Below are 19,194 nucleotides of genomic sequence, written 5' to 3' on the forward strand. Positions count from 1 at the left end.
GACGATTCCCATGGACTATCTCGATCTCGGCCCGTACTCCAGCGCATCGGGCACCGTGCGCCTGCCCGGCTCGAAGAGCATCTCGAACCGCGTGCTGCTGCTCGCGGCGCTTTCCGAAGGCGACACGACGATCACGAACCTGCTCGACTCCGACGACACGCGCGTGATGCTCGACGCGCTCGGCAAGCTCGGCGTGAAGCTCGCGCGCGACGGCGACACCTGCGTCGTCACCGGCACGCGCGGCGCGTTCACCGCGAAGACGGCCGACCTGTTCCTCGGCAACGCGGGCACGGCCGTGCGTCCGCTGACGGCCGCGCTCGCGGTGAACGGCGGCGACTATCGCGTGCATGGCGTGCCGCGCATGCACGAGCGGCCGATCGGCGACCTCGTCGACGGGCTGCGGCAGATCGGCGCGCAGATCGACTACGAGCAGAACGAAGGCTATCCGCCGCTGCGGATCAAGCCCGCGACGATCTCGGTCGACGCGCCGATCCGCGTGCGCGGCGACGTGTCGAGTCAGTTCCTCACGGCGCTGCTGATGACGCTGCCGCTCGTGAAGGCGAAGGACGGCAAGAGCGTCGTCGAGATCGACGGCGAGCTGATTTCGAAGCCGTACATCGACATCACGATCCGGCTGATGGAGCGCTTCGGCGTGAACGTCGAGCGCGACGGCTGGCAGCGCTTCGTCGTGCCGGCCGGCGTGCGCTACCGCTCGCCCGGGCGGATCATGGTCGAGGGCGATGCGTCGTCCGCGTCGTACTTCCTTGCGGCGGGCGCGCTCGGCGGCGGCCCGCTGCGCGTCGAGGGCGTGGGGCGCGCGAGCATCCAGGGCGATGTCGGTTTCGCGAACGCGCTGATGCAGATGGGCGCGAACGTGACGATGGGCGACGACTGGATCGAGGTGCGCGGTATCGGCCACGACCACGGCAAGCTCGAACCGATCGACATGGATTTCAACCTGATCCCCGACGCGGCGATGACGATCGCGGTCGCGGCGCTGTTCGCGAGCGGCACCAGCACGCTGCGCAATATCGCGAGCTGGCGCGTGAAGGAGACCGACCGCATCGCCGCGATGGCGACCGAGCTGCGCAAGGTCGGCGCGACCGTCGAGGAGGGGCCCGACTATCTCGTCGTCACGCCGCCGCCGGCGCTCACGCCGAACGCGGCGATCGACACCTACGACGATCACCGGATGGCGATGTGCTTCTCGCTTGTCAGCCTGGGCGGCGTGCCCGTGCGCATCAACGATCCGAAGTGCGTCGGCAAGACGTTCCCCGACTATTTCGACCGCTTCGCCGCGCTCGCGAAGGCCTGACCGACTGACCTGATGAAATCGACCCGACCCTTTCACCCGACTCCCGTCATCACGATCGACGGCCCCACCGCCTCCGGCAAGGGCACCGTCGCGGCGCTCGTCGCCGCGCACCTCGGCTTCCACCTGCTCGACAGCGGCGCGCTGTACCGTCTCGCGGCGCTCGCGAGCGTGCGGTACGACATCGCGGCGGAAGACATCGACGCCCTTGTGAAGCTGATCGACGATCTCCATATCACGTTTCGCGAAGGCTGCGCGCAGCTCGACGGCGTCGACGTGTCGAACGAGATCCGCGCGGAGGCGATCGGCAACCGCGCGTCGGCGATCGCAGTGCACGGCCCCGTGCGCGCCGCGCTGGTCGCGCGCCAGCGCGCGTTCCGCAAGACGCCGGGCCTCGTCGCCGACGGCCGCGACATGGGCACGGTGATCTTCCCGGACGCCGGGCTGAAGGTGTTCCTGACGGCCAGCGCGGAGGCGCGCGCGGCCAGACGGCATAAGCAATTGATGCAAAAAGGTTTTTCTGCTAATATAGATGACTTGCTCCGGGATCTTCGTGAACGTGACGCGCGCGACAGCAATCGCGCGGCCGCGCCGCTGAAGCCTGCGGCAGATGCGAGGCTGCTCGATACGTCGGCGCTTTCGGTCGACCAGGCGGTCGACCAGGTGCTGCAGTGGTACCGGGCGCTTGGCCAGCCTGCCTGAGAAGGCGGGCAGCGGTAGGTGCTCCGCGTCGCAAGCGCGAAGCGTGTTTTGAACCCTTAACCCCGTGTGGACTTCGATCTGGCCCTTTCAGCCTGCCATTCCGGCCGGCGTGGCACAGCGATCCATGCACAATCAGATTTTTATGTCCGACCTGCAAACCTCCAACCCGAATACCGAATCCTTTGCGGCTCTGTTCGAAGAGTCGCTGACCCGCCAAGACATGCGCGCCGGCGAAGTGATTTCCGCCGAAGTCGTGCGCGTCGACCACAACTTCGTGGTCGTCAATGCAGGCCTGAAGTCCGAGGCTTACATTCCGATCGAGGAATTCCTGAACGATCAGGGCGAGGTTGAGGTGCAGTCGGGCGATTTCGTGTCCGTCGCGATCGACGCACTCGAAAACGGCTACGGCGACACGATCCTGTCGCGCGACAAGGCGAAGCGCCTTGCATCGTGGCTGTCGCTGGAAAAGGCGCTCGACAACAACGAGCTCGTCACCGGCACGATCACCGGCAAGGTGAAGGGCGGCATGACCGTGATGGTCAACGGCATCCGCGCGTTCCTGCCGGGTTCGCTGGTCGACACGCGTCCGGTCAAGGACACGACGCCGTACGAAGGCAAGACGCTCGAGTTCCGCGTGATCAAGCTCGATCGCAAGCGTAACAACGTCGTGCTGTCGCGCCGTGCAGTGATCGAAGCCACCCAAGGCGAAGAGCGCGCGAAGCTGCTCGAGACGCTGAAGGAAGGCGCGATCGTCAACGGCGTGGTCAAGAACATCACCGACTACGGCGCGTTCGTCGACCTCGGCGGCATCGACGGCCTGCTGCACATCACCGACATCGCATGGCGTCGTGTGCGTCACCCGAGCGAAGTCCTGTCGGTCGGCCAGGAAGTCACCGCGAAGATCCTCAAGTTCGACCAAGAGAAGAACCGCGTGTCGCTGGGCATCAAGCAGCTGGGCGACGATCCGTGGGAAGGCATCTCGCGCCGTTACCCGTCGGGCACGCGCCTGTTCGGCAAGGTCACGAACATCACCGACTACGGCGCATTCGTCGAAGTGGAATCGGGCATCGAAGGCCTGGTCCACGTGTCGGAAATGGACTGGACCAACAAGAACGTTGCGCCGTCGAAGGTTGTCCAGCTGGGCGACGAAGTCGAAGTCATGGTCCTCGAGATCGACGAAGACCGCCGTCGTATCAGCCTCGGCATGAAGCAGTGCAAGCCGAATCCGTGGGATGACTTCAGCCGCAACTTCAAGAAGGGCGACAAGATCACGGGCGCAATCAAGTCGATCACCGACTTCGGCGTGTTCATCGGTCTGCCGGGCGGCATCGACGGCTTGGTCCACCTGTCGGACCTGTCGTGGAGCGAAGCCGGCGAAGAAGCCGTTCGCAAGTACAAGAAGGGCGACGAAGTCGAAGCGATCGTGCTCGGCATCGACGTCGAGAAGGAGCGCATTTCGCTCGGCATCAAGCAGCTCGAAGGCGACCCGTTCAGCAACTACGTTGCAATGAACGACAAGGGCTCGATCGTCGACGGCGTCGTGAAGTCGGTCGATGCGAAGGGCGCGGTCATCACGCTGACGGGCGACATCGAAGGCTACCTGCGTGCGTCGGAAATCTCGCAGGATCGCGTCGAAGATGCACGCAACGTGCTGAAGGAAGGCGACAAGGTCAACGCGATGGTGATCAACATCGATCGCAAGTCGCGTGGCATCAACCTGTCGATCAAGGCGAAGGATTCGGCCGAGCAGCAGGAAGCGATCCGCGGCCTGCAGTCCGACACCAGCGCTGCCGCAACCGGCACGACCAACCTCGGCGCGCTGCTGAAGGCGAAGCTCGACGGCCAGAACCAGTAAGCCTCACGAGGTCTGCTGAAGTATGACCAAATCCGAGTTGGTCGCGCAGCTGGCATCGCGATTTCCGCAACTTGTCCTCAAGGATGCGGATTTCGCGGTGAAAACGATGCTTGACGCGATGTCCGACGCCTTGGCGAAAGGGCATCGCATCGAAATTCGGGGTTTCGGCAGCTTCGGCCTCAACCGTCGTCCGGCGCGCGTCGGACGCAACCCGAAGTCGGGGGAAAAAGTGCAGGTGCCCGAGAAGTTCGTGCCGCACTTCAAGCCCGGCAAGGAGTTGCGTGAACGCGTCGACGGTCGCGCCGGTGAGCCACTGAAGGCTGACGATCCGGACGACGAGCGTTGAGCGTCGTGCGGTCTGCCCGGAACCTGTCCGGCGAAGGCTGAAAAAGAAGCGCCCCTTGCGGGCGCTTTTTTCATTTCCGGCGAGCGCGGTATTGCGCGAGCGCGCATACGCGCGCGCATGATGCGCTGACGTGGAAACGCTTCCTTTACAATACGGGTCGATTCGGCGTGACGAAGGGGAGTCGCGCGCCACGGCAAATCTCAACAAAGAGAGGGCTTCATGAAATTTATCGTCTGGCTGATTCGGGTATTGGTGTTCGTGCTGCTGCTGGTGCTTGCACTGGCCAATACACAAACCGCGACGCTGAATTTCCTTGCCGGCTACACGTGGCAGGCGCCGCTGATCCTGATCGGGCTGGCGTTCTTCGGCGTGGGGCTGCTGGCCGGCCTGCTGTCCGCGCTGCCCGCGATCTTCCGGCTGCGTGTCGAGAATGGGCGCCTGAAGCGCGATCTGCGTGCGGCGCGCGAAACGCCCGTCGTCGTCGACCAACCGCCGATGCCGCCCGTCATTTAATACGGACGCCGCGCGAGTTTCGCGCGGTTTTCGTCTCTGCTTCGATATTTCGCATGGATCTGGATTTCTGGTGGTTGCTCGCGATTCCGGTGGCTTTCGCGCTCGGCTGGGCAGCGTCTCGCTATGACCTGAAGAATCTCCTGTCGGAGAGCGCGAACCTGCCGCGATCGTATTTTCGCGGCCTGAATTTTCTGCTGAACGAACAACCCGACAAGGCGATCGATGCATTCATCGAAGTCGCGAAGCTCGATCCCGAAACGGTCGAGCTGCACTTCGCGCTCGGCAACCTGTTTCGCCGCCGCGGCGAAACCGATCGGGCGATCCGCGTGCACCAGAACCTGTTGAGCCGCACCGATCTGCCCGTCAACGAGCGCGACCACGCGCTGTACGAGCTGGGCCAGGACTTCCTGAAGGCCGGCCTGCTCGATCGCGCGGAGGAAACCTTCCACATGCTCGCCGACGGCGACTACGCGCTCGGCGCGCAGCGGGCGCTGCTGACGATCTACGAGATCGAGAAGGACTGGAACAAGTCGATCGAGACCGCGAAGCGCATCGAATCGATGAGCGACAAGCCGCTCGGCACGGAAATCGCGCAGTTCCATTGCGAACTCGCGCAGGACGCGCTGCAGCGCAAGAATGCGGCGGCTGCCGCCGAACAGCTTCGGCTGGCGCTGGTCGCGAACCCGCAGAACGTGCGCGCGACGATCCTGTCCGGCGACGCCGCCGCGGCGGCGGGCGACCAGGCGGCCGCGATCGATCACTGGAAGCGCGTCGAGGGGCAGAACCCGGCCTATCTGCCGCTGGTCGCCGACAAGCTGATGAAGGCGTACGCGGCGCTCGGCAAGGGCGCCGAAGGCGCCGAGCTGCTGATGGGCTATATCGACCGCTATCCGTCGAACGACCTGCTCGACATCGCCTATCAGCACATCGCCGGCCTGCGTGGCCAGGACGCCGCGCACACGCTCGCGCGCGCGCAGATGGAGAAGTCGCCGAACCTGTCGGGCATGCTGCACCTGCTCGACGCGCAGATCGCGGCGGCCGACGAGCCGCGCCGTAAGGAACTTGAAATGATGCGTGCGCTGATCAAGCAGCGCACCAAAAATCTGCCACGGTATACGTGCCAGAATTGCGGTTTCCGGGCGCGGCTCTTCTACTGGCAGTGCCCCGGATGCAGCGGGTGGGAAACCTATGCGCCGCGCCGCGTCGAACCGGCGATGCCGGGCTGATCCCGGTACGCGGGACGAACGCATCGCGGCAGTCGCCGGGCCCGGCCCGGCGGCCCAGTTAGTCTATTACCGGGAAGCACCGGAACATCTATGAAAATCACCATCATCGGCACCGGCTACGTCGGTCTCGTCACCGGCGCGTGCCTCGCGGAGATCGGCCACGACGTCTTCTGTCTCGACGTCGATCCGCGCAAGATCGAGATCCTGAACAACGGCGGCGTGCCGATCCACGAACCGGGGCTGCTGGAAATCATCGCGCGCAATCGCGCGGCGGGGCGCCTGCGCTTCTCGACCGATATCGAGGCCAGCGTCGCGCACGGCGAGATCCAGTTCATCGCGGTCGGCACGCCGCCCGACGAGGACGGCTCGGCCGACCTGCAATACGTGCTCGAGGCCGCGCGCAACATCGGCCGTCACATGACGGGCTTCAAGGTGATCGTCGACAAGTCGACGGTGCCGGTCGGCACCGCGCAGCGCGTGCGGGCCGTGGTCGACGAGGCGCTGGCCGCGCGCGGCGCCGCGCATCGCTTCTCGGTCGTGTCGAATCCGGAATTCCTGAAGGAAGGCGCGGCGGTCGAGGACTTCATGCGTCCGGACCGCATCATCATCGGCGTCGACGACGACGAGACGGGCACGGTCGCGCGCGAGAAGATGAAGAAGCTGTATGCGCCGTTCAACCGCAACCACGAGCGCACGATCTACATGGATGTGCGTTCGGCGGAATTCGCGAAATATGCGGCGAACGCGATGCTCGCGACGCGCATCTCGTTCATGAACGAGATGTCGAACCTTGCCGACAAGGTCGGCGCCGACATCGAGGCCGTGCGGCGCGGGATCGGCTCGGACCCGCGCATCGGCTATCACTTCCTGTACGCGGGCGTCGGCTACGGCGGCTCGTGCTTCCCGAAGGACGTACAGGCGCTGATCCGCACCGCGGGCGAGAACGGCCAGCCGCTGCGCATCCTGGAAGCGGTCGAAGCGGCCAACCATGCGCAGAAGGACGTGCTGATCGGCAAGATCGAGCAGCGCTTCGGCGCCGACCTCGGCGGCCGCGAATTCGCGGTCTGGGGGCTCGCATTCAAGCCGAACACCGACGACATGCGCGAGGCGCCGAGCCGTCGCCTGATCGCCGCGCTGCTGGCGCGCGGCGCGACCGTGCGTGCATACGATCCGGTTGCGATCGACGAGGCGCGGCGCGTGTTCGCGCTGGATCTCGCCGAAGACGCGGACGCGCTTGCGCGCCTGCGGTTCGTCGACACGCAGGACGCGGCCGTGACGGGCGCGGACGCGCTCGTGATCGTCACCGAATGGAAGGAATTCAGGAGCCCCGATTTCACGCGCCTGAAGGCCGAACTGAAGGCGCCGGTGATTTTCGACGGGCGCAACCTGTACGAGCCGGACGCGATGGCCGAGCTCGGCATCGACTATTACGCGATCGGACGCCCCCATGTCGACCCGCAAGCCAACTTCCGTGGATGAGCGCAACATGACCACGCTCCGCGAAGTCGTTCCCGTGCCGCGCACGCAGATCGCGCAATCGCGCGTGCTCGTCGTCGGCGACGTGATGCTCGACCGCTACTGGTTCGGCAACGTCGACCGCATCTCGCCCGAGGCGCCGGTGCCGGTCGTGCACGTGCAGCGTCATGAAGAGCGGCTCGGCGGCGCGGCCAACGTCGCGCGCAACGCGGTGACGCTCGGCGGCCAGGCAGGATTGCTGTGCGTGGTCGGCTGCGACGAGCCGGGCGAGCGGATCGTCGAGCTGCTCGGCAGCAGCGGCGTGACGCCCCATCTCGAGCGCGACCCGTCGCTGCCGACGACGATCAAGCTGCGCGTGCTCGCGCGCCAGCAGCAACTGCTGCGCGTCGACTTCGAGTCGACGCCGACGCACGAAGTGCTGCTCGCGGGCCTCGCGCGTTTCGACACGCTGCTGCCGCAGCACGACGTCGTGCTGATGTCGGACTACGCGAAGGGCGGCCTCACGCACGTGACGACGATGATCGAGAAGGCGCGCGCGGCCGGCAAGCCGGTGCTCGTCGATCCGAAGGGCGACGACTGGGCGCGTTATCGCGGCGCATCGCTGATCACACCGAATCGCGCCGAGCTGCGCGAGGTCGTCGGCCAGTGGAAATCGGAAGACGACCTGCGCGCGCGCGTCGCGAAACTACGCGCGGAACTCGGCATCGACGCGCTGCTGCTGACGCGTTCGGAAGAAGGGATGACGCTCTTTTCCGCGACTGGCGAACTGCATGCGCCGGCGCTCGCGCGCGAGGTGTTCGACGTGTCGGGCGCGGGCGACACCGTGATCGCGACGGTCGCGACGATGCTCGGCGCGGGTGTGCCGCTGGTCGACGCGGTCGTGCTCGCGAATCGCGCGGCCGGCATCGTGGTCGGCAAGCTCGGCACGGCCACGGTCGATTACGACGAACTGTTTCACTGAGCCATCCGGCGGCGCGACGAGCGCGCCGCGCGAAGGGCTCGCACTTTTCAGGCAAGGACGATCATGACCCTCATCGTCACCGGCGCAGCCGGTTTTATCGGCGCAAACATCGTCAAGGCGCTCAACGAGCGCGGCGAGACGCGCATCATCGCGGTCGACAATCTGACGCGCGCGGACAAGTTCAAGAACCTCGTCGATTGCGAGATCGACGACTATCTCGACAAGACCGAATTCGTCGAGCGCTTCGCGCGCGGCGATTTCGGCAAGGTGCGCGCGGTATTCCACGAAGGCGCCTGTTCGGACACGATGGAAACCGACGGCCGCTACATGATGGACAACAACTTCCGCTACAGCCGCGCGGTACTCGATGCATGCCTCGCGCAGCGCGCGCAGTTCCTGTACGCGTCGTCGGCCGCGATCTACGGCGGCTCGACGCGATTCGTCGAAGAGCGCAGCGTCGAGGCGCCGCTGAACGTGTACGGCTATTCGAAGTTCCTGTTCGACCAGGTGATCCGCCGCGTGCTGCCGAGCGCGCAAAGCCAGATCGCGGGCTTCCGCTATTTCAACGTGTACGGCCCGCGCGAGACCCACAAGGGCCGCATGGCGTCGGTCGCGTTCCACAACTTCAACCAGTTCCGCGCGGAAGGCAAGGTGAAGCTGTTCGGCGAATACAACGGCTATGCGCCGGGCGAGCAGACGCGCGATTTCGTGTCGGTCGAGGACGTCGCGAAGGTGAACCTGTTCTTCTTCGACCATCCGGAGAAGTCGGGCATCTTCAATCTCGGCACGGGCCGCGCGCAGCCGTTCAACGATATCGCGTCGACGGTCGTCAACACGCTGCGCGCACTCGACAATCTGCCGCCGCTGACGCTCGCGCAGCAGGTCGAGCAGGGGCTGATCGAGTACGTGCCGTTCCCCGATGCGCTGCGCGGCAAGTACCAGTGCTTTACGCAGGCCGACCAGACGAAGCTGCGCGCGGCCGGCTACGACGCGCCGTTCCTGACGGTACAGGAAGGCGTCGACCGCTACGTCCGCTGGCTATCCGGCCAGGTTTAATCGGCGGCGCTGCGTCGCTAGACTGGGTCTCACGGTCGGCAGCCGCCGGCCGCTTTCATCGGGAGATCCAGCAGATGATCAGGAAATGGTTTGCAGCAGCGGCCCTGTTCGGCGCGATCGCGTCGGCATGGGCGGCCGTCGACGTCAACACCGCGGGCGAGGATGCGCTCGTCGGCATCAAGGGTATCGGGCCCGCGCGCGCGAAGGCGATCCTCGACGAGCGCGGCGCACGCGGTCCGTTCAAGAACGCGGACGATCTCGCCGCGCGCGTGAAGGGAATGGGCGGCCAGACGGTCGAGCGCCTGCAGAAGGAGGGGCTGACGATAGGCGCGGCCGGCTTAGGCGCGGCTGGCTCAGGCGCGGCTGCGCCCGCTGCGGCGAAGTCCACTGCGGCGTCCACCCGCACCGCGCAGAAATAACGTACGCGAAACGACAGGTTCCTTCAGCCGCCGTCCCTGCGACGGTTTCCCGCGGCATGCCGCGGGCTTTTTGCGTGGGCGGGTCGACATTGCGCTTCATGCCGCAGCGCTATTCCATCGCCGCAAAGGGGATTGCCGGCGGGTACTGCGGTGCTGGTTTACAATCGTTCGATTGATCGGCCTCGTACTCACACGGTATCTCCATGGCTTACAAAACTATCGAAGACACGATCGGCAATACGCCGCTCGTCCAACTGGTCCGCCTGCCGGACGACGAGATTCGCGCGCGCAACAACGTGATTCTCGCGAAGCTGGAGGGCAACAATCCGGCCGGATCCGTGAAGGATCGGCCGGCGCTGTCGATGATCAGCAAGGCCGAAGCGCGCGGGCGTATCAAGCCGGGCGATACGCTGATCGAGGCGACCAGCGGCAACACGGGCATCGCGCTCGCGATGGCCGCCGCGATCCGCGGCTACAAGATGGTGCTGATCATGCCGGAGGACCTGTCGGTCGAGCGCCGGCAGAGCATGGCCGCGTATGGCGCGGAGATCATCCTGACGCCGGTGAAGGGTGGCATGGAACTGGCGCGCGATCTCGCGGAGCAGATGCAACGCGAAGGCAAGGGCGTGATCCTCGATCAGTTCGGGAATCCCGACAATCCGATCGCGCACTACGAAGGGACCGGCCCGGAAATCTGGCGCGACACCGACGGGCGCGTCACGCATTTCGTGTCGGCGATGGGCACGACCGGCACGATCATGGGCACGTCGCGGTATCTGAAGGAACAGAATCCGGCGATCGAGATCATCGGCGCGCAGCCGGAAGACGGCTCGCGCATCCCGGGCATCCGCAAGTGGCCGGAAGCGTATATGCCGACGATCTTCGATCGCAGCCGCGTCGATCGCGTCGAGAACGTGAGCCAGGCCGCTTCCGAAACGATGGCGCGCCGGCTGGCGGCCGTCGAAGGCATTTTCGCGGGCATTTCGTCGGGCGGTGCGTGCGAAGTCGCGATGCGCGTCGCACGCCAGGTCGAGAACGCGACGATCGTGTTCATCGTCTGCGATCGCGGCGACCGCTATCTGTCGACCGGCGTATTCCCGGCCTGAGCGGGGCCGGCCTGCTGGCATCGGCCGGCGTCCGGCGATAACGCCGCATTTGCGGCGTTTTTTGCTGGCGCCCGACACGCGCGCGGCTTACTGCGGCGCGGTCTGCGTGGTTGCATCGGCGGCCGGCGCGGGTAGCGCGCCGCTCGCTTCCATTTGTGCCTTCACGGCTTCGCCGAGCTGGTACACGGCGAGCGCATAGAAGAAGCTGCGGTTGTAGCGCGTCAGCACGTAGAAATTCTTGAGGCCGAGCATGTATTCGGTCGCGCGTCCCGGCGAGGGCAGGTCGACCACGGTGACGGGCGTGCCGGCTTCGGTCGTGATATTGACCGTCGGCTCGTTCAGCGTCATGCCGGCGCGCAGCAGTTGCGACAGCGCCCAGTGCGGTTCGGGCTGACCGTCGGCGGCGGCCTGCGCGATACCGAGGCTGCCCGTGTCGGGCGTGATCTGCCAGACCACCGGGCGGTCGGTTTCCCAGCCGTGCTGCTTCAGGTAGTTCGCGACGCTGCCGATCGCATCGGCAGGACTGCTGCGCAGATCGACGTGGCCCGTGCCGTCATAGTCGACCGCGTATTCGCGGATGCTGCTCGGCAAGAACTGCGGGATGCCGATCGCGCCCGTGTACGAGCCGAGCACGCTGCCTGGGTCGAGCTGGTTGTCGCGCGTCCACACGAGGAAGTCCTCGAGGTTCTTGCGGAACGTCGCCTGGCGGCTGTCGCGGTTCGGCGTGTCCGGATAGTCGAACGTGAGCGTCGTCAGCGCGTCGAGCACGCGGAAGTTGCCCATGTAGCGGCCGTAGATCGTCTCGACGCCGATGATCCCGACGATCACCTCGGGCGGCACGCCGAATTCCTCGGACGCGCGCTGCAGGGTCGCCTGGTTCGCCTTCCAGAATTTCACGCCGGCGTTGATGCGGATCGGTTCGATGAAGCGCGAGCGATAGACGCGCCAGTTCTTGACCGACGGCGTCGGTGCGGGCCGCACCAGCTTGACGGCCGTCGCCGAATAGCTGACGCGCGCGAACAGCGCGTGCAGGCTGGCGGAATCGAAGCCGTTGCGGCTCATCATTTCATCGATGAACGCGTCGACCTGCGGATTGCTCGCGTAACGCTGCGGGACGATTTCCTCTTCGAAGGTCTGGCCTTGCTGCACTGGCTGCTGCGGCTGCGATTGTGCGACAAGCGTGCCGGCGGGTTTCGTCTGCGCAATCGCCGGCGCGGCGGCCAGCGTGGCGACGGCGGCGGCAACGGCGGCAGGCGGAACGCGAACGCGGCACAGCGCGGAGAAAAGGGCGGCAGGCTTGCTGAAATTCATGTCGAAGCGCTCTGGCAGGGCGATTGGGTTCGGCGCAGTATACCCGACGCATCCGGCCCTTCGGGGCGAAGCGGGCGTCCGATGTGGTAAGTTAGCGGCGAATTCGCGGCAGACGATGGACATCATTGATGGAGACCTGCGGCGCATCGTGCGTCGCGGATGACACAGCTTATGGCAACCGCCTTCTATACGCACCCCGACTGCATGCTGCACGAGATGGGGGAATGGCATCCGGAATGTCCGGCCCGGCTGTCGGCGATCCAGGACCAGCTGATCGCGAGCCGCATCGACGACCTGATCGTGCACGAGACCGCGCCGTTCGCGAGCGAGGTCGCGCTCGGCCGCGTGCATACGCAGGCGCACATCGACTATCTGCGCGGCATGACGCCCGTCGACGGCTACGTCGAGATCGATCCCGACACGCTGATGAACCGCGACACGTGGCGCGCGGCGCTGCGCGCGGCCGGCGCGGCCGTTGCGGCGACCGATGCGGTGATCGAGGGTCGCTACGCGAATGCGTTCTGCAGCGTGCGGCCGCCCGGCCATCATGCGGAACCTGCGCGCGCGATGGGTTTCTGCTTCTTCAACAACGTCGCGGTCGCCGCGCGGCATGCGCTCGACGTGCACGGCCTCGAGCGCGTCGCGATCGTCGATTTCGACGTGCATCACGGCAACGGCACCGAGGCCGCGTTCGCGAACGACGAGCGCGTGCTGATGTGCAGCTTCTTCCAGCATCCGCTGTATCCGTTCTCGGGCGCCGATCACCAGGCGCCGAACATGGTCAACCTGCCGATGCCTGCGCGCAGCAACGGCATGGCGATTCGCGAAGCGGTCGACATGTTCTGGCTGCCGCGCCTCGACGCTTTCAGGCCGCAGATGCTGTTCGTGTCGGCCGGCTTCGACGCGCATCGCGAGGACGATATCGGCAACCTCGGTCTCGTCGAGGCCGATTTCGAGTGGCTGACCGCGCAGATCGTCGACGTCGCGCGCCGTCATGCGCAGGGGCGCATCGTGAGTTGCCTCGAAGGCGGCTACAACCTGTCGGCGCTCGGGCGCAGCGTCGTCGCGCACCTGCGCGTGCTGGCCGGCATCTGACCGGGCCGCGACCGCCGCGCCGCTCAGCGTCCCGAGCTCAGCGGGCCGGTGCGTGCGCGTGAAGCCATGCGATCAGCGCATCGATCACACGGTCGCGCTCGAGATCGTTCATCGTTTCGTGGAAACCGCCTTCGTATAGCGTCAGCGTGCGGTCGGGCGAACCGACGCCCGCGCCGAACGCGCGGCTGCCGTCGGGCTCGGTCAGCTTGTCCTCGGTGCCGTGATAGACGAGCACCGGCACGCGCAGCGTGTCGCGGCCGCGCTCGATGCGCGCCATCGCGTCGAGAATTTCCGCGCCGGTGCGCGCGGGCACCGCGCCGTGATGCACGAGCGGATCGGCGCGATTGGCCGCGACGACGGCCGGATCGCGCGACAGCAGCGCCGCGTCGATCCTGATCGCGGGGAAGGTCGGCCACACGCGGCTGATGAAGCGGCTCAGCGCAAGCATCCAGCGCGGCACGTCGCGCCCCGGCGCGAGCGCGGGGCTCGACAGCACGAGGCCCGCGAACGCGCGGCCGCGGGCCGGCGCGCGTTCGATCGCGTACAGCGCCGCAATCGCACCGCCCATGCTGTGACCCATCAGGAACAGCGGCGTATTGTCGCGTGCCGCTTCGGCGACGAGCGCATCGGCGTCGTCGAGATAGCCGTCGAAGCGCTCGACCCACGCCCGCTTGCCGGGCGACTGGCCGTGCCCGCGCAGGTCGACGGCGAGCACGGCGATGCCGGCCGCGTTCAGCCGGGCCGCCAGCGCCGCATAGCGCCCCGCATGCTCGGCGAGGCCGTGCACCAGCGCGACCGTCGCGCGCGGCGTGCTCGCGTCGTCGCCGGCCGGCCAGCGGTACGACGCCAGTTCCAGCCCGTCCGCGGTGCGCAGCCGGCCCATGTGCGGCGCCCGCATCGTCGGTGCATGGGCGGGCGTGGCGGCCGGTGTAGTCGTGGCGGTCATCCTGGCGTGTCCCCTGTTGGTGTGCGTGTGTTCCGGATCATAGTCGGTGGGCCCGGGCGGCGCGCCCGCGGCGCTCCTCTAATATCGTCCGGTTATGAAAAGATCGAAATCGATTATTAAGGGGAATGAGGCGTTTGCGGTAAAATCGGCGGCTATTCCAGATGCATCGGTGGCCGACTGGCGGGCCTCGCCAGCCGGCCGCCGTTTTGTTTACATGATCGAATTACGCAATCTGTCGCAGCGCTTCCCCGGCCCGAACGGCTGGGTCGACGCGTTGCACAACGTCAACCTGACGATCCCGCAGGGCGAGGTGTTCGGCATCATCGGCCGAAGCGGCGCCGGCAAGAGCACGCTCGTGCGCACCATCAACCTGCTCACGCGGCCGAGCGAAGGCAATGTCGTGGTCGGCGGCCGCGACCTCACGCTGCTGCCGGCCGGTGCGCTGCGCGAAGCGCGCCGCGAGATCGGCATGATCTTCCAGCACTTCAACCTGCTGTCGTCGCGCACCGTGTTCGACAACGTCGCGCTGCCGCTCGAACTGGCCGGCGCGAGCCGCGCGGACATCGAGGCCGCGGTGCTGCCGCTGCTCGACCTCGTCGGCCTGTCCGCGCAGAAAGACCGCTATCCGGCGCAGATCAGCGGCGGGCAGAAGCAGCGCGTCGGCATTGCGCGCGCGCTCGCGAGCCAGCCGAAGGTGCTGCTGTCGGACGAAGCCACGTCCGCGCTCGACCCGGAGACGACGCGTTCGATCCTCGACCTGCTGAAGCGCATCAATCGCGAGCTGGGCCTGACCATCGTGCTGATCACGCACCAGATGGAAGTGATCAAGCAGGTCTGCGATCGCGTCGCGGTGCTCGATGCGGGCCGCGTGGTCGAAGAGGGCCGCGTGATCGACGTGTTCCTGCAGCCGCATCACGAAGTGACGCGCGCGCTGATCGGCGACGTGATCGCGCAGGAACTGCCGCCCGCGCTGAAGGCGCGCGTCGCCGAGCGGCTGAAGACGGGCAGCGGCCACCTGCTGCGGCTCGCGTTTACGGGCTCGGGCGTCGACCAGCCGATCCTGTCGGAGACGATTCGACGCTACGAACTCGATTTCAATATCCTGCACGGCCAGATCGACGAGATCCAGGGGCAGGCGTTCGGCTCGCTCGCGGTGCTCGCGGGCGGCGAGCCGGGCAAGGTCGGACAGGCGCTCGCATTCCTGCGCGAGCAAGGTGTGGTGGTCGAGGAGCTTTCGTATGTTGAGTGAGATGTTCGATATGTTCGTGCAGTCGTTCTGGGAGACGCTGATCATGGTCGGCATCTCCGGGGCGGTCGGCGCGCTCGTCGGGCTGCCGCTCGGTGTGCTGCTCTATCTGACCGACCGGCAGGGCGTGCTGCAGAACCTCGCCGTCAATCGCGTGCTCGGCGGTATCGTGAACGCGGTGCGCTCGACGCCGTTCATCATCCTGCTGGTCGCGGTGATTCCGTTTACGCGGCTCGTCACGGGCTCGTCGATCGGCACCGCCGCCGCGGTCGTGCCGTTGACGCTCGCGGCCGCGCCGTTCATCGCGCGGCTCGTCGAGACGGCGCTGCGCGAAGTGGATCGCGGGCTGATCGAAGCCGCGCAGTCGATGGGCGCGACGACCTCGCAGATCGTGTTCAAGGTGCTGCTGCCCGAATCGCTGCCGGGCATCGTCGCGGGGCTGACGATCACGTTCGTGTCGCTGGTCGGCTATTCGGCGATGGCGGGCGCGATCGGCGGCGGCGGCCTCGGCGATCTCGGGATCCGCTACGGCTACCAGCGCTATCTGCCGGAAGTGATGTGGACGGTGGTCGCGATCCTGATCGTGTTCGTGCAGATCGTGCAGTCGTTCGGCGACTGGCTGGTTCGCCGGCTGAGCCACAAGTAAAAAGACCTTCATTCGTCGGGGGAGACGATGCAACGACGCTTCATGCTGAAATTCGCGGCGGCGCTTGGCGCGGCCGCGCTGTTCGCGGGTGCGCACGCCGCGCAGGCCGAAACCATCAAGGTGGGCGTGACGGGCGGCCCGCACGCGCAGATCATGGAAGCGGTGAAGAAGGTCGCCGCGAAGAGCGGGCTCGACATCCGCATCGTCGAATTCTCCGACTACGTGCAGCCGAACGCCGCGCTCGCGTCCGGCGATCTCGACGCGAACAGCTACCAGCACGATCCGTATCTGCAGGCGCAGGTAAAGGATCGCGGCTACAAGCTGATCAAGGTCGCGGAGACCGTGACGTTCCCGATGGGCATTTATTCGAAGCGCGTGAAATCGCTGGCCGAACTGAAGCCCGGCGCGCGCGTCGCGATTCCGAACGATCCGACCAACGGCGGCCGCGCGCTGCTGTTGCTGCAGAAACAGGGCGTGCTGAAGCTGCGTGCGGATGCCGGGCTGAAGGCGACGCCGCTCGATATCGTCGACAATCCGCGCAAGCTGAAGATCGTCGAACTCGATGCGGCGCAGATCCCGCGCTCGCTCGGCGACGTCGACGCGGCCGCGATCAACACGAACTACGCGATGGAAGCGGGGTTGAAACCGAAGCAGGACGCGATCGCGATCGAGGGTCCGAACGGGCCGTACGCCAACATCATCGCGATCCGGGAAGCCGACCGCGCCAAGCCGTGGGTCGCGAAGCTCGTGGCGGCCTATCATTCCCCGGAAGTGAAGCAGTTCATCGACGGGAAATTCGGCGGCGCAGTCATCGCTGCCTGGTAACCCGCAATCTCCGGTACGCCCGATGGTGATTAGAGTCGATGATCGAAAACCCGGGCTTTGCGTCCGGGTTTTTTCTCTTTTAAAATAGAACGACCGTTCGCTATTGCTGACGCGCTGCAAAAAGGCGCTATCCTCGATAGCCACGAAGGATTGGTCCGCTTGGCCGCGCAGTCACGAGGCCTCGCTATAGAATGGCCTCTGGTCGTATTCGTAACTTTGGAGCGTGTGCATGAAAATCCTGGTGCCAGTGAAAAGAGTGGTCGATTACAACGTGAAGGTCCGCGTGAAGTCGGACAACACGGGCGTCGATATCGCGAACGTGAAGATGTCGATGAACCCGTTCGACGAGATCGCCGTTGAGGAAGCCGTGCGCCTGAAGGAAGCCGGTGTCGCGACCGAAGTGGTGGCGGTGTCGGTGGGCGTCGCGCAGGCGCAGGAAACGCTGCGCACGGCGCTGGCGATCGGCGCGGATCGCGCGATCCTCGTCGAGTCGAACGACGGCGTCGAGCCGCTGGCCGTCGCGAAGATCCTGAAGGCGCTGGTCGACAAGGAACAGCCGCAGCTCGTGATCCTCGGCAAGCAGGCAATCGACGACGATTCGAACCAGACCGGCCAGATGCTGGCTGCGCTGGCAGGCCTGCCGCAGGCGACGTTCGCATCGAAGGTGACGATCGCCGACGGCAAGGCGACCGTGGCACGCGAAGTCGACGGCGGCGCGGAAACGCTGTCGCTGACGCTGCCGGCGGTGGTCACCACCGACCTGCGCCTGAACGAGCCGCGCTACGTGACGCTGCCGAACATCATGAAGGCGAAGAAGAAGCCGCTGGAAACGGTGAAGCCCGAAGACCTGGGTGTGGACGTCGCGCCGCGTCTGAAGACGCTGAAGGTAGCGGAGCCGCCGAAGCGCGCGGCCGGCGTGAAGGTGCCGGACGTGAAGACGCTGGTCGAGAAGCTGAAGACCGAAGCCAAGGTGCTGTAAGAGGGAGCGGATAGAAATGACGATTCTGGTTATTGCGGAACACGACAACGCGTCGATCAAGGCCGCGACGCTGAACACGGTGGCGGCGGCGCAGAAGATCGGCGGCGACATCCACGTGCTGGTCGCGGGTCACAATGCGCAAGCGGCTGCGGACGCAGCAGCGAAGATCGCCGGCGTGTCGAAGGTGCTGCTGGCCGACGCGCCGCAGCTCGAAGCGGGCCTCGCGGAAAACGTCGAAGCAACGGCGCTGAACATTGCGAAGGACTACTCGCACATCCTCGCGCCGGCAACCGCGTACGGCAAGAACATCGCACCGCGTATCGCCGCGAAGCTCGACGTCGCGCAGATCTCGGACATCACGGCGGTCGACAGTGCCGACACGTTCGAGCGCCCGATCTACGCGGGCAACGCGATCGCGACGGTGCAGTCGAGCGACCCGATCAAGGTGATCACGGTGCGTGCGACGGGTTTCGATCCGGTTGCAGCCGAAGGCGGCAGCGCATCGGTCGAGAAGATCGAAGCGGCGGCCGATGCAGGCAAGTCGCAGTTCGTCAGCCGTGAAGTGACGAAGCTGGACCGTCCGGAACTGACGTCGGCGAGCATCATCGTGTCGGGCGGTCGTGGCCTGGGCAGCGGCGAGAACTACACGAAGGTGCTGGAGCCGCTGGCGGACAAGCTGTCGGCCGCACTCGGCGCCTCGCGCGCAGCAGTGGACGCGGGCTATGTGCCGAACGACTACCAGGTCGGCCAGACCGGCAAGATCGTCGCGCCGCAGTTGTATATCGCGGTGGGTATCTCGGGTGCAATCCAGCATCTGGCCGGCATGAAGGATTCGAAAGTGATCGTCGCGATCAACAAGGATCCCGAAGCACCGATCTTCAGCGTGGCCGACTACGGTCTCGTCGGCGATCTGTTCGCGCTCGTGCCGGAACTCGTGAGCGAGCTCGGCTGAGTGGCGTGACGCTGCAGCGATAAGCACACGAAGCAAGGGGCGCGACGAGCGCCCCCTTTTTTTGCGCCAGCGCCATCGTCGTCGGCAGAAGACGAAAGAACGCGACGTGCCACGCGCGATGTCGCCTCCGGCGCGCGTCGACGACAGCCCCGTCCTGCCGCCGATCGGCAGCATGCCGCAAAAAAGAAAAAGCGCCCGCGGGGGCGCCTGGTTTGTCGCACC

19 protein-coding genes are annotated in these 19,194 nt (G+C 66.0%); 17 read left to right on the forward strand and 2 right to left on the reverse strand.

Annotated features, from left to right (window positions below):
- Positions 1 to 10 precede the first annotated feature (10 nt).
- The 11 genes from aroA to cysM all read left to right on the forward strand — a co-directional run bounded on the left by aroA (position 11) and on the right by cysM (position 10,972).
- On the forward strand, positions 11 to 1,315 hold the full coding sequence (gene aroA / locus BST28156_RS09850; RefSeq protein ID WP_060242649.1) for a 3-phosphoshikimate 1-carboxyvinyltransferase: 1,305 nt from the start codon (positions 11 to 13) through the stop codon (positions 1,313 to 1,315).
- A gap of 12 nt (positions 1,316 to 1,327) precedes the next feature.
- On the forward strand, positions 1,328 to 2,014 hold the full coding sequence (gene cmk / locus BST28156_RS09855) for a (d)CMP kinase (protein ID WP_040126898.1): 687 nt from the start codon (positions 1,328 to 1,330) through the stop codon (positions 2,012 to 2,014).
- A gap of 142 nt (positions 2,015 to 2,156) precedes the next feature.
- Positions 2,157 to 3,869: a 30S ribosomal protein S1 gene (rpsA, locus tag BST28156_RS09860; protein WP_009694035.1), complete on the forward strand. Its 1,713-nt coding sequence runs from the start codon at positions 2,157 to 2,159 to the stop codon at positions 3,867 to 3,869.
- A 22-nt stretch (positions 3,870 to 3,891) separates the two neighbouring features.
- Positions 3,892 to 4,215, forward strand: coding sequence for an integration host factor subunit beta (locus BST28156_RS09865; protein WP_006486894.1), 324 nt, complete (start codon positions 3,892 to 3,894; stop codon positions 4,213 to 4,215).
- 219 nt (positions 4,216 to 4,434) lie between these two features.
- Entirely contained in the window at positions 4,435 to 4,728 is a 294-nt protein-coding gene (locus BST28156_RS09870; protein ID WP_009694034.1) for a lipopolysaccharide assembly protein LapA domain-containing protein, read from the forward strand.
- Positions 4,729 to 4,781: 53 nt separating this feature from the next.
- On the forward strand, positions 4,782 to 5,954 hold the full coding sequence (gene lapB, locus BST28156_RS09875) for a lipopolysaccharide assembly protein LapB (RefSeq protein ID WP_060242651.1): 1,173 nt from the start codon (positions 4,782 to 4,784) through the stop codon (positions 5,952 to 5,954).
- 90 nt (positions 5,955 to 6,044) lie between these two features.
- Entirely contained in the window at positions 6,045 to 7,433 is a 1,389-nt protein-coding gene (locus tag BST28156_RS09880) for a UDP-glucose dehydrogenase family protein (protein ID WP_174902098.1), read from the forward strand.
- A 7-nt stretch (positions 7,434 to 7,440) separates the two neighbouring features.
- Complete coding sequence (gene rfaE1, locus BST28156_RS09885; protein ID WP_155640656.1) at positions 7,441 to 8,391, forward strand: D-glycero-beta-D-manno-heptose-7-phosphate kinase; 951 nt, start codon at positions 7,441 to 7,443, stop codon at positions 8,389 to 8,391.
- 63 nt (positions 8,392 to 8,454) lie between these two features.
- A complete protein-coding gene (rfaD, locus tag BST28156_RS09890) occupies positions 8,455 to 9,447 on the forward strand; it encodes an ADP-glyceromanno-heptose 6-epimerase (protein ID WP_009688959.1) in 993 nt (330 codons plus the stop codon).
- Positions 9,448 to 9,521: 74 nt separating this feature from the next.
- Positions 9,522 to 9,866 carry a ComEA family DNA-binding protein gene (locus BST28156_RS09895; protein ID WP_174902099.1) on the forward strand — a complete coding sequence of 115 codons (345 nt, stop codon included), beginning with the start codon at positions 9,522 to 9,524 and terminating at the stop codon, positions 9,864 to 9,866.
- A 203-nt stretch (positions 9,867 to 10,069) separates the two neighbouring features.
- Complete coding sequence (gene cysM, locus BST28156_RS09900; protein ID WP_040126902.1) at positions 10,070 to 10,972, forward strand: cysteine synthase CysM; 903 nt, start codon at positions 10,070 to 10,072, stop codon at positions 10,970 to 10,972.
- An 87-nt stretch (positions 10,973 to 11,059) separates the two neighbouring features.
- On the opposite strand, the gene mltB is transcribed toward cysM, so the two are convergent.
- Complete coding sequence (gene mltB / locus BST28156_RS09905) at positions 11,060 to 12,409, reverse strand: lytic murein transglycosylase B (protein ID WP_174902100.1); 1,350 nt, start codon at positions 12,407 to 12,409, stop codon at positions 11,060 to 11,062.
- 45 nt (positions 12,410 to 12,454) lie between these two features.
- Between mltB and BST28156_RS09910 the strand changes: the two genes are divergently transcribed.
- Complete coding sequence (locus BST28156_RS09910) at positions 12,455 to 13,378, forward strand: histone deacetylase family protein (protein WP_174902101.1); 924 nt, start codon at positions 12,455 to 12,457, stop codon at positions 13,376 to 13,378.
- Between the two features lie 37 nt (positions 13,379 to 13,415).
- Here BST28156_RS09910 and BST28156_RS09915 read toward each other — a convergent pair whose 3' ends face one another.
- Positions 13,416 to 14,324 carry an alpha/beta hydrolase gene (locus BST28156_RS09915; RefSeq protein ID WP_174902102.1) on the reverse strand — a complete coding sequence of 303 codons (909 nt, stop codon included), beginning with the start codon at positions 14,322 to 14,324 and terminating at the stop codon, positions 13,416 to 13,418.
- 214 nt (positions 14,325 to 14,538) lie between these two features.
- Here BST28156_RS09915 and BST28156_RS09920 point away from each other — a divergent pair, with 214 nt between their 5' ends.
- The 5 genes from BST28156_RS09920 to BST28156_RS09940 all read left to right on the forward strand — a co-directional run bounded on the left by BST28156_RS09920 (position 14,539) and on the right by BST28156_RS09940 (position 18,972).
- Positions 14,539 to 15,573, forward strand: a complete 1,035-nt coding sequence (locus BST28156_RS09920) for a methionine ABC transporter ATP-binding protein (RefSeq protein ID WP_040126905.1) — start codon at positions 14,539 to 14,541, stop codon at positions 15,571 to 15,573.
- Entirely contained in the window at positions 15,563 to 16,216 is a 654-nt protein-coding gene (locus BST28156_RS09925) for a methionine ABC transporter permease (protein WP_006414357.1), read from the forward strand. Before BST28156_RS09920 ends, BST28156_RS09925 begins: the two co-directional genes overlap by 11 nt.
- A 27-nt stretch (positions 16,217 to 16,243) precedes the next feature.
- A complete protein-coding gene (locus tag BST28156_RS09930; RefSeq protein ID WP_174902103.1) occupies positions 16,244 to 17,041 on the forward strand; it encodes a MetQ/NlpA family ABC transporter substrate-binding protein in 798 nt (265 codons plus the stop codon).
- 229 nt (positions 17,042 to 17,270) lie between these two features.
- Positions 17,271 to 18,020, forward strand: a complete 750-nt coding sequence (locus tag BST28156_RS09935; RefSeq protein WP_105795691.1) for an electron transfer flavoprotein subunit beta/FixA family protein — start codon at positions 17,271 to 17,273, stop codon at positions 18,018 to 18,020.
- A gap of 16 nt (positions 18,021 to 18,036) precedes the next feature.
- Positions 18,037 to 18,972, forward strand: coding sequence for an electron transfer flavoprotein subunit alpha/FixB family protein (locus BST28156_RS09940; protein ID WP_174902104.1), 936 nt, complete (start codon positions 18,037 to 18,039; stop codon positions 18,970 to 18,972).
- The last annotated feature ends 222 nt before the right edge of the window (positions 18,973 to 19,194 follow it).

Source organism: Burkholderia pseudomultivorans (assembly GCF_902499075.1).
Classification (GTDB): domain Bacteria; phylum Pseudomonadota; class Gammaproteobacteria; order Burkholderiales; family Burkholderiaceae; genus Burkholderia; species Burkholderia pseudomultivorans.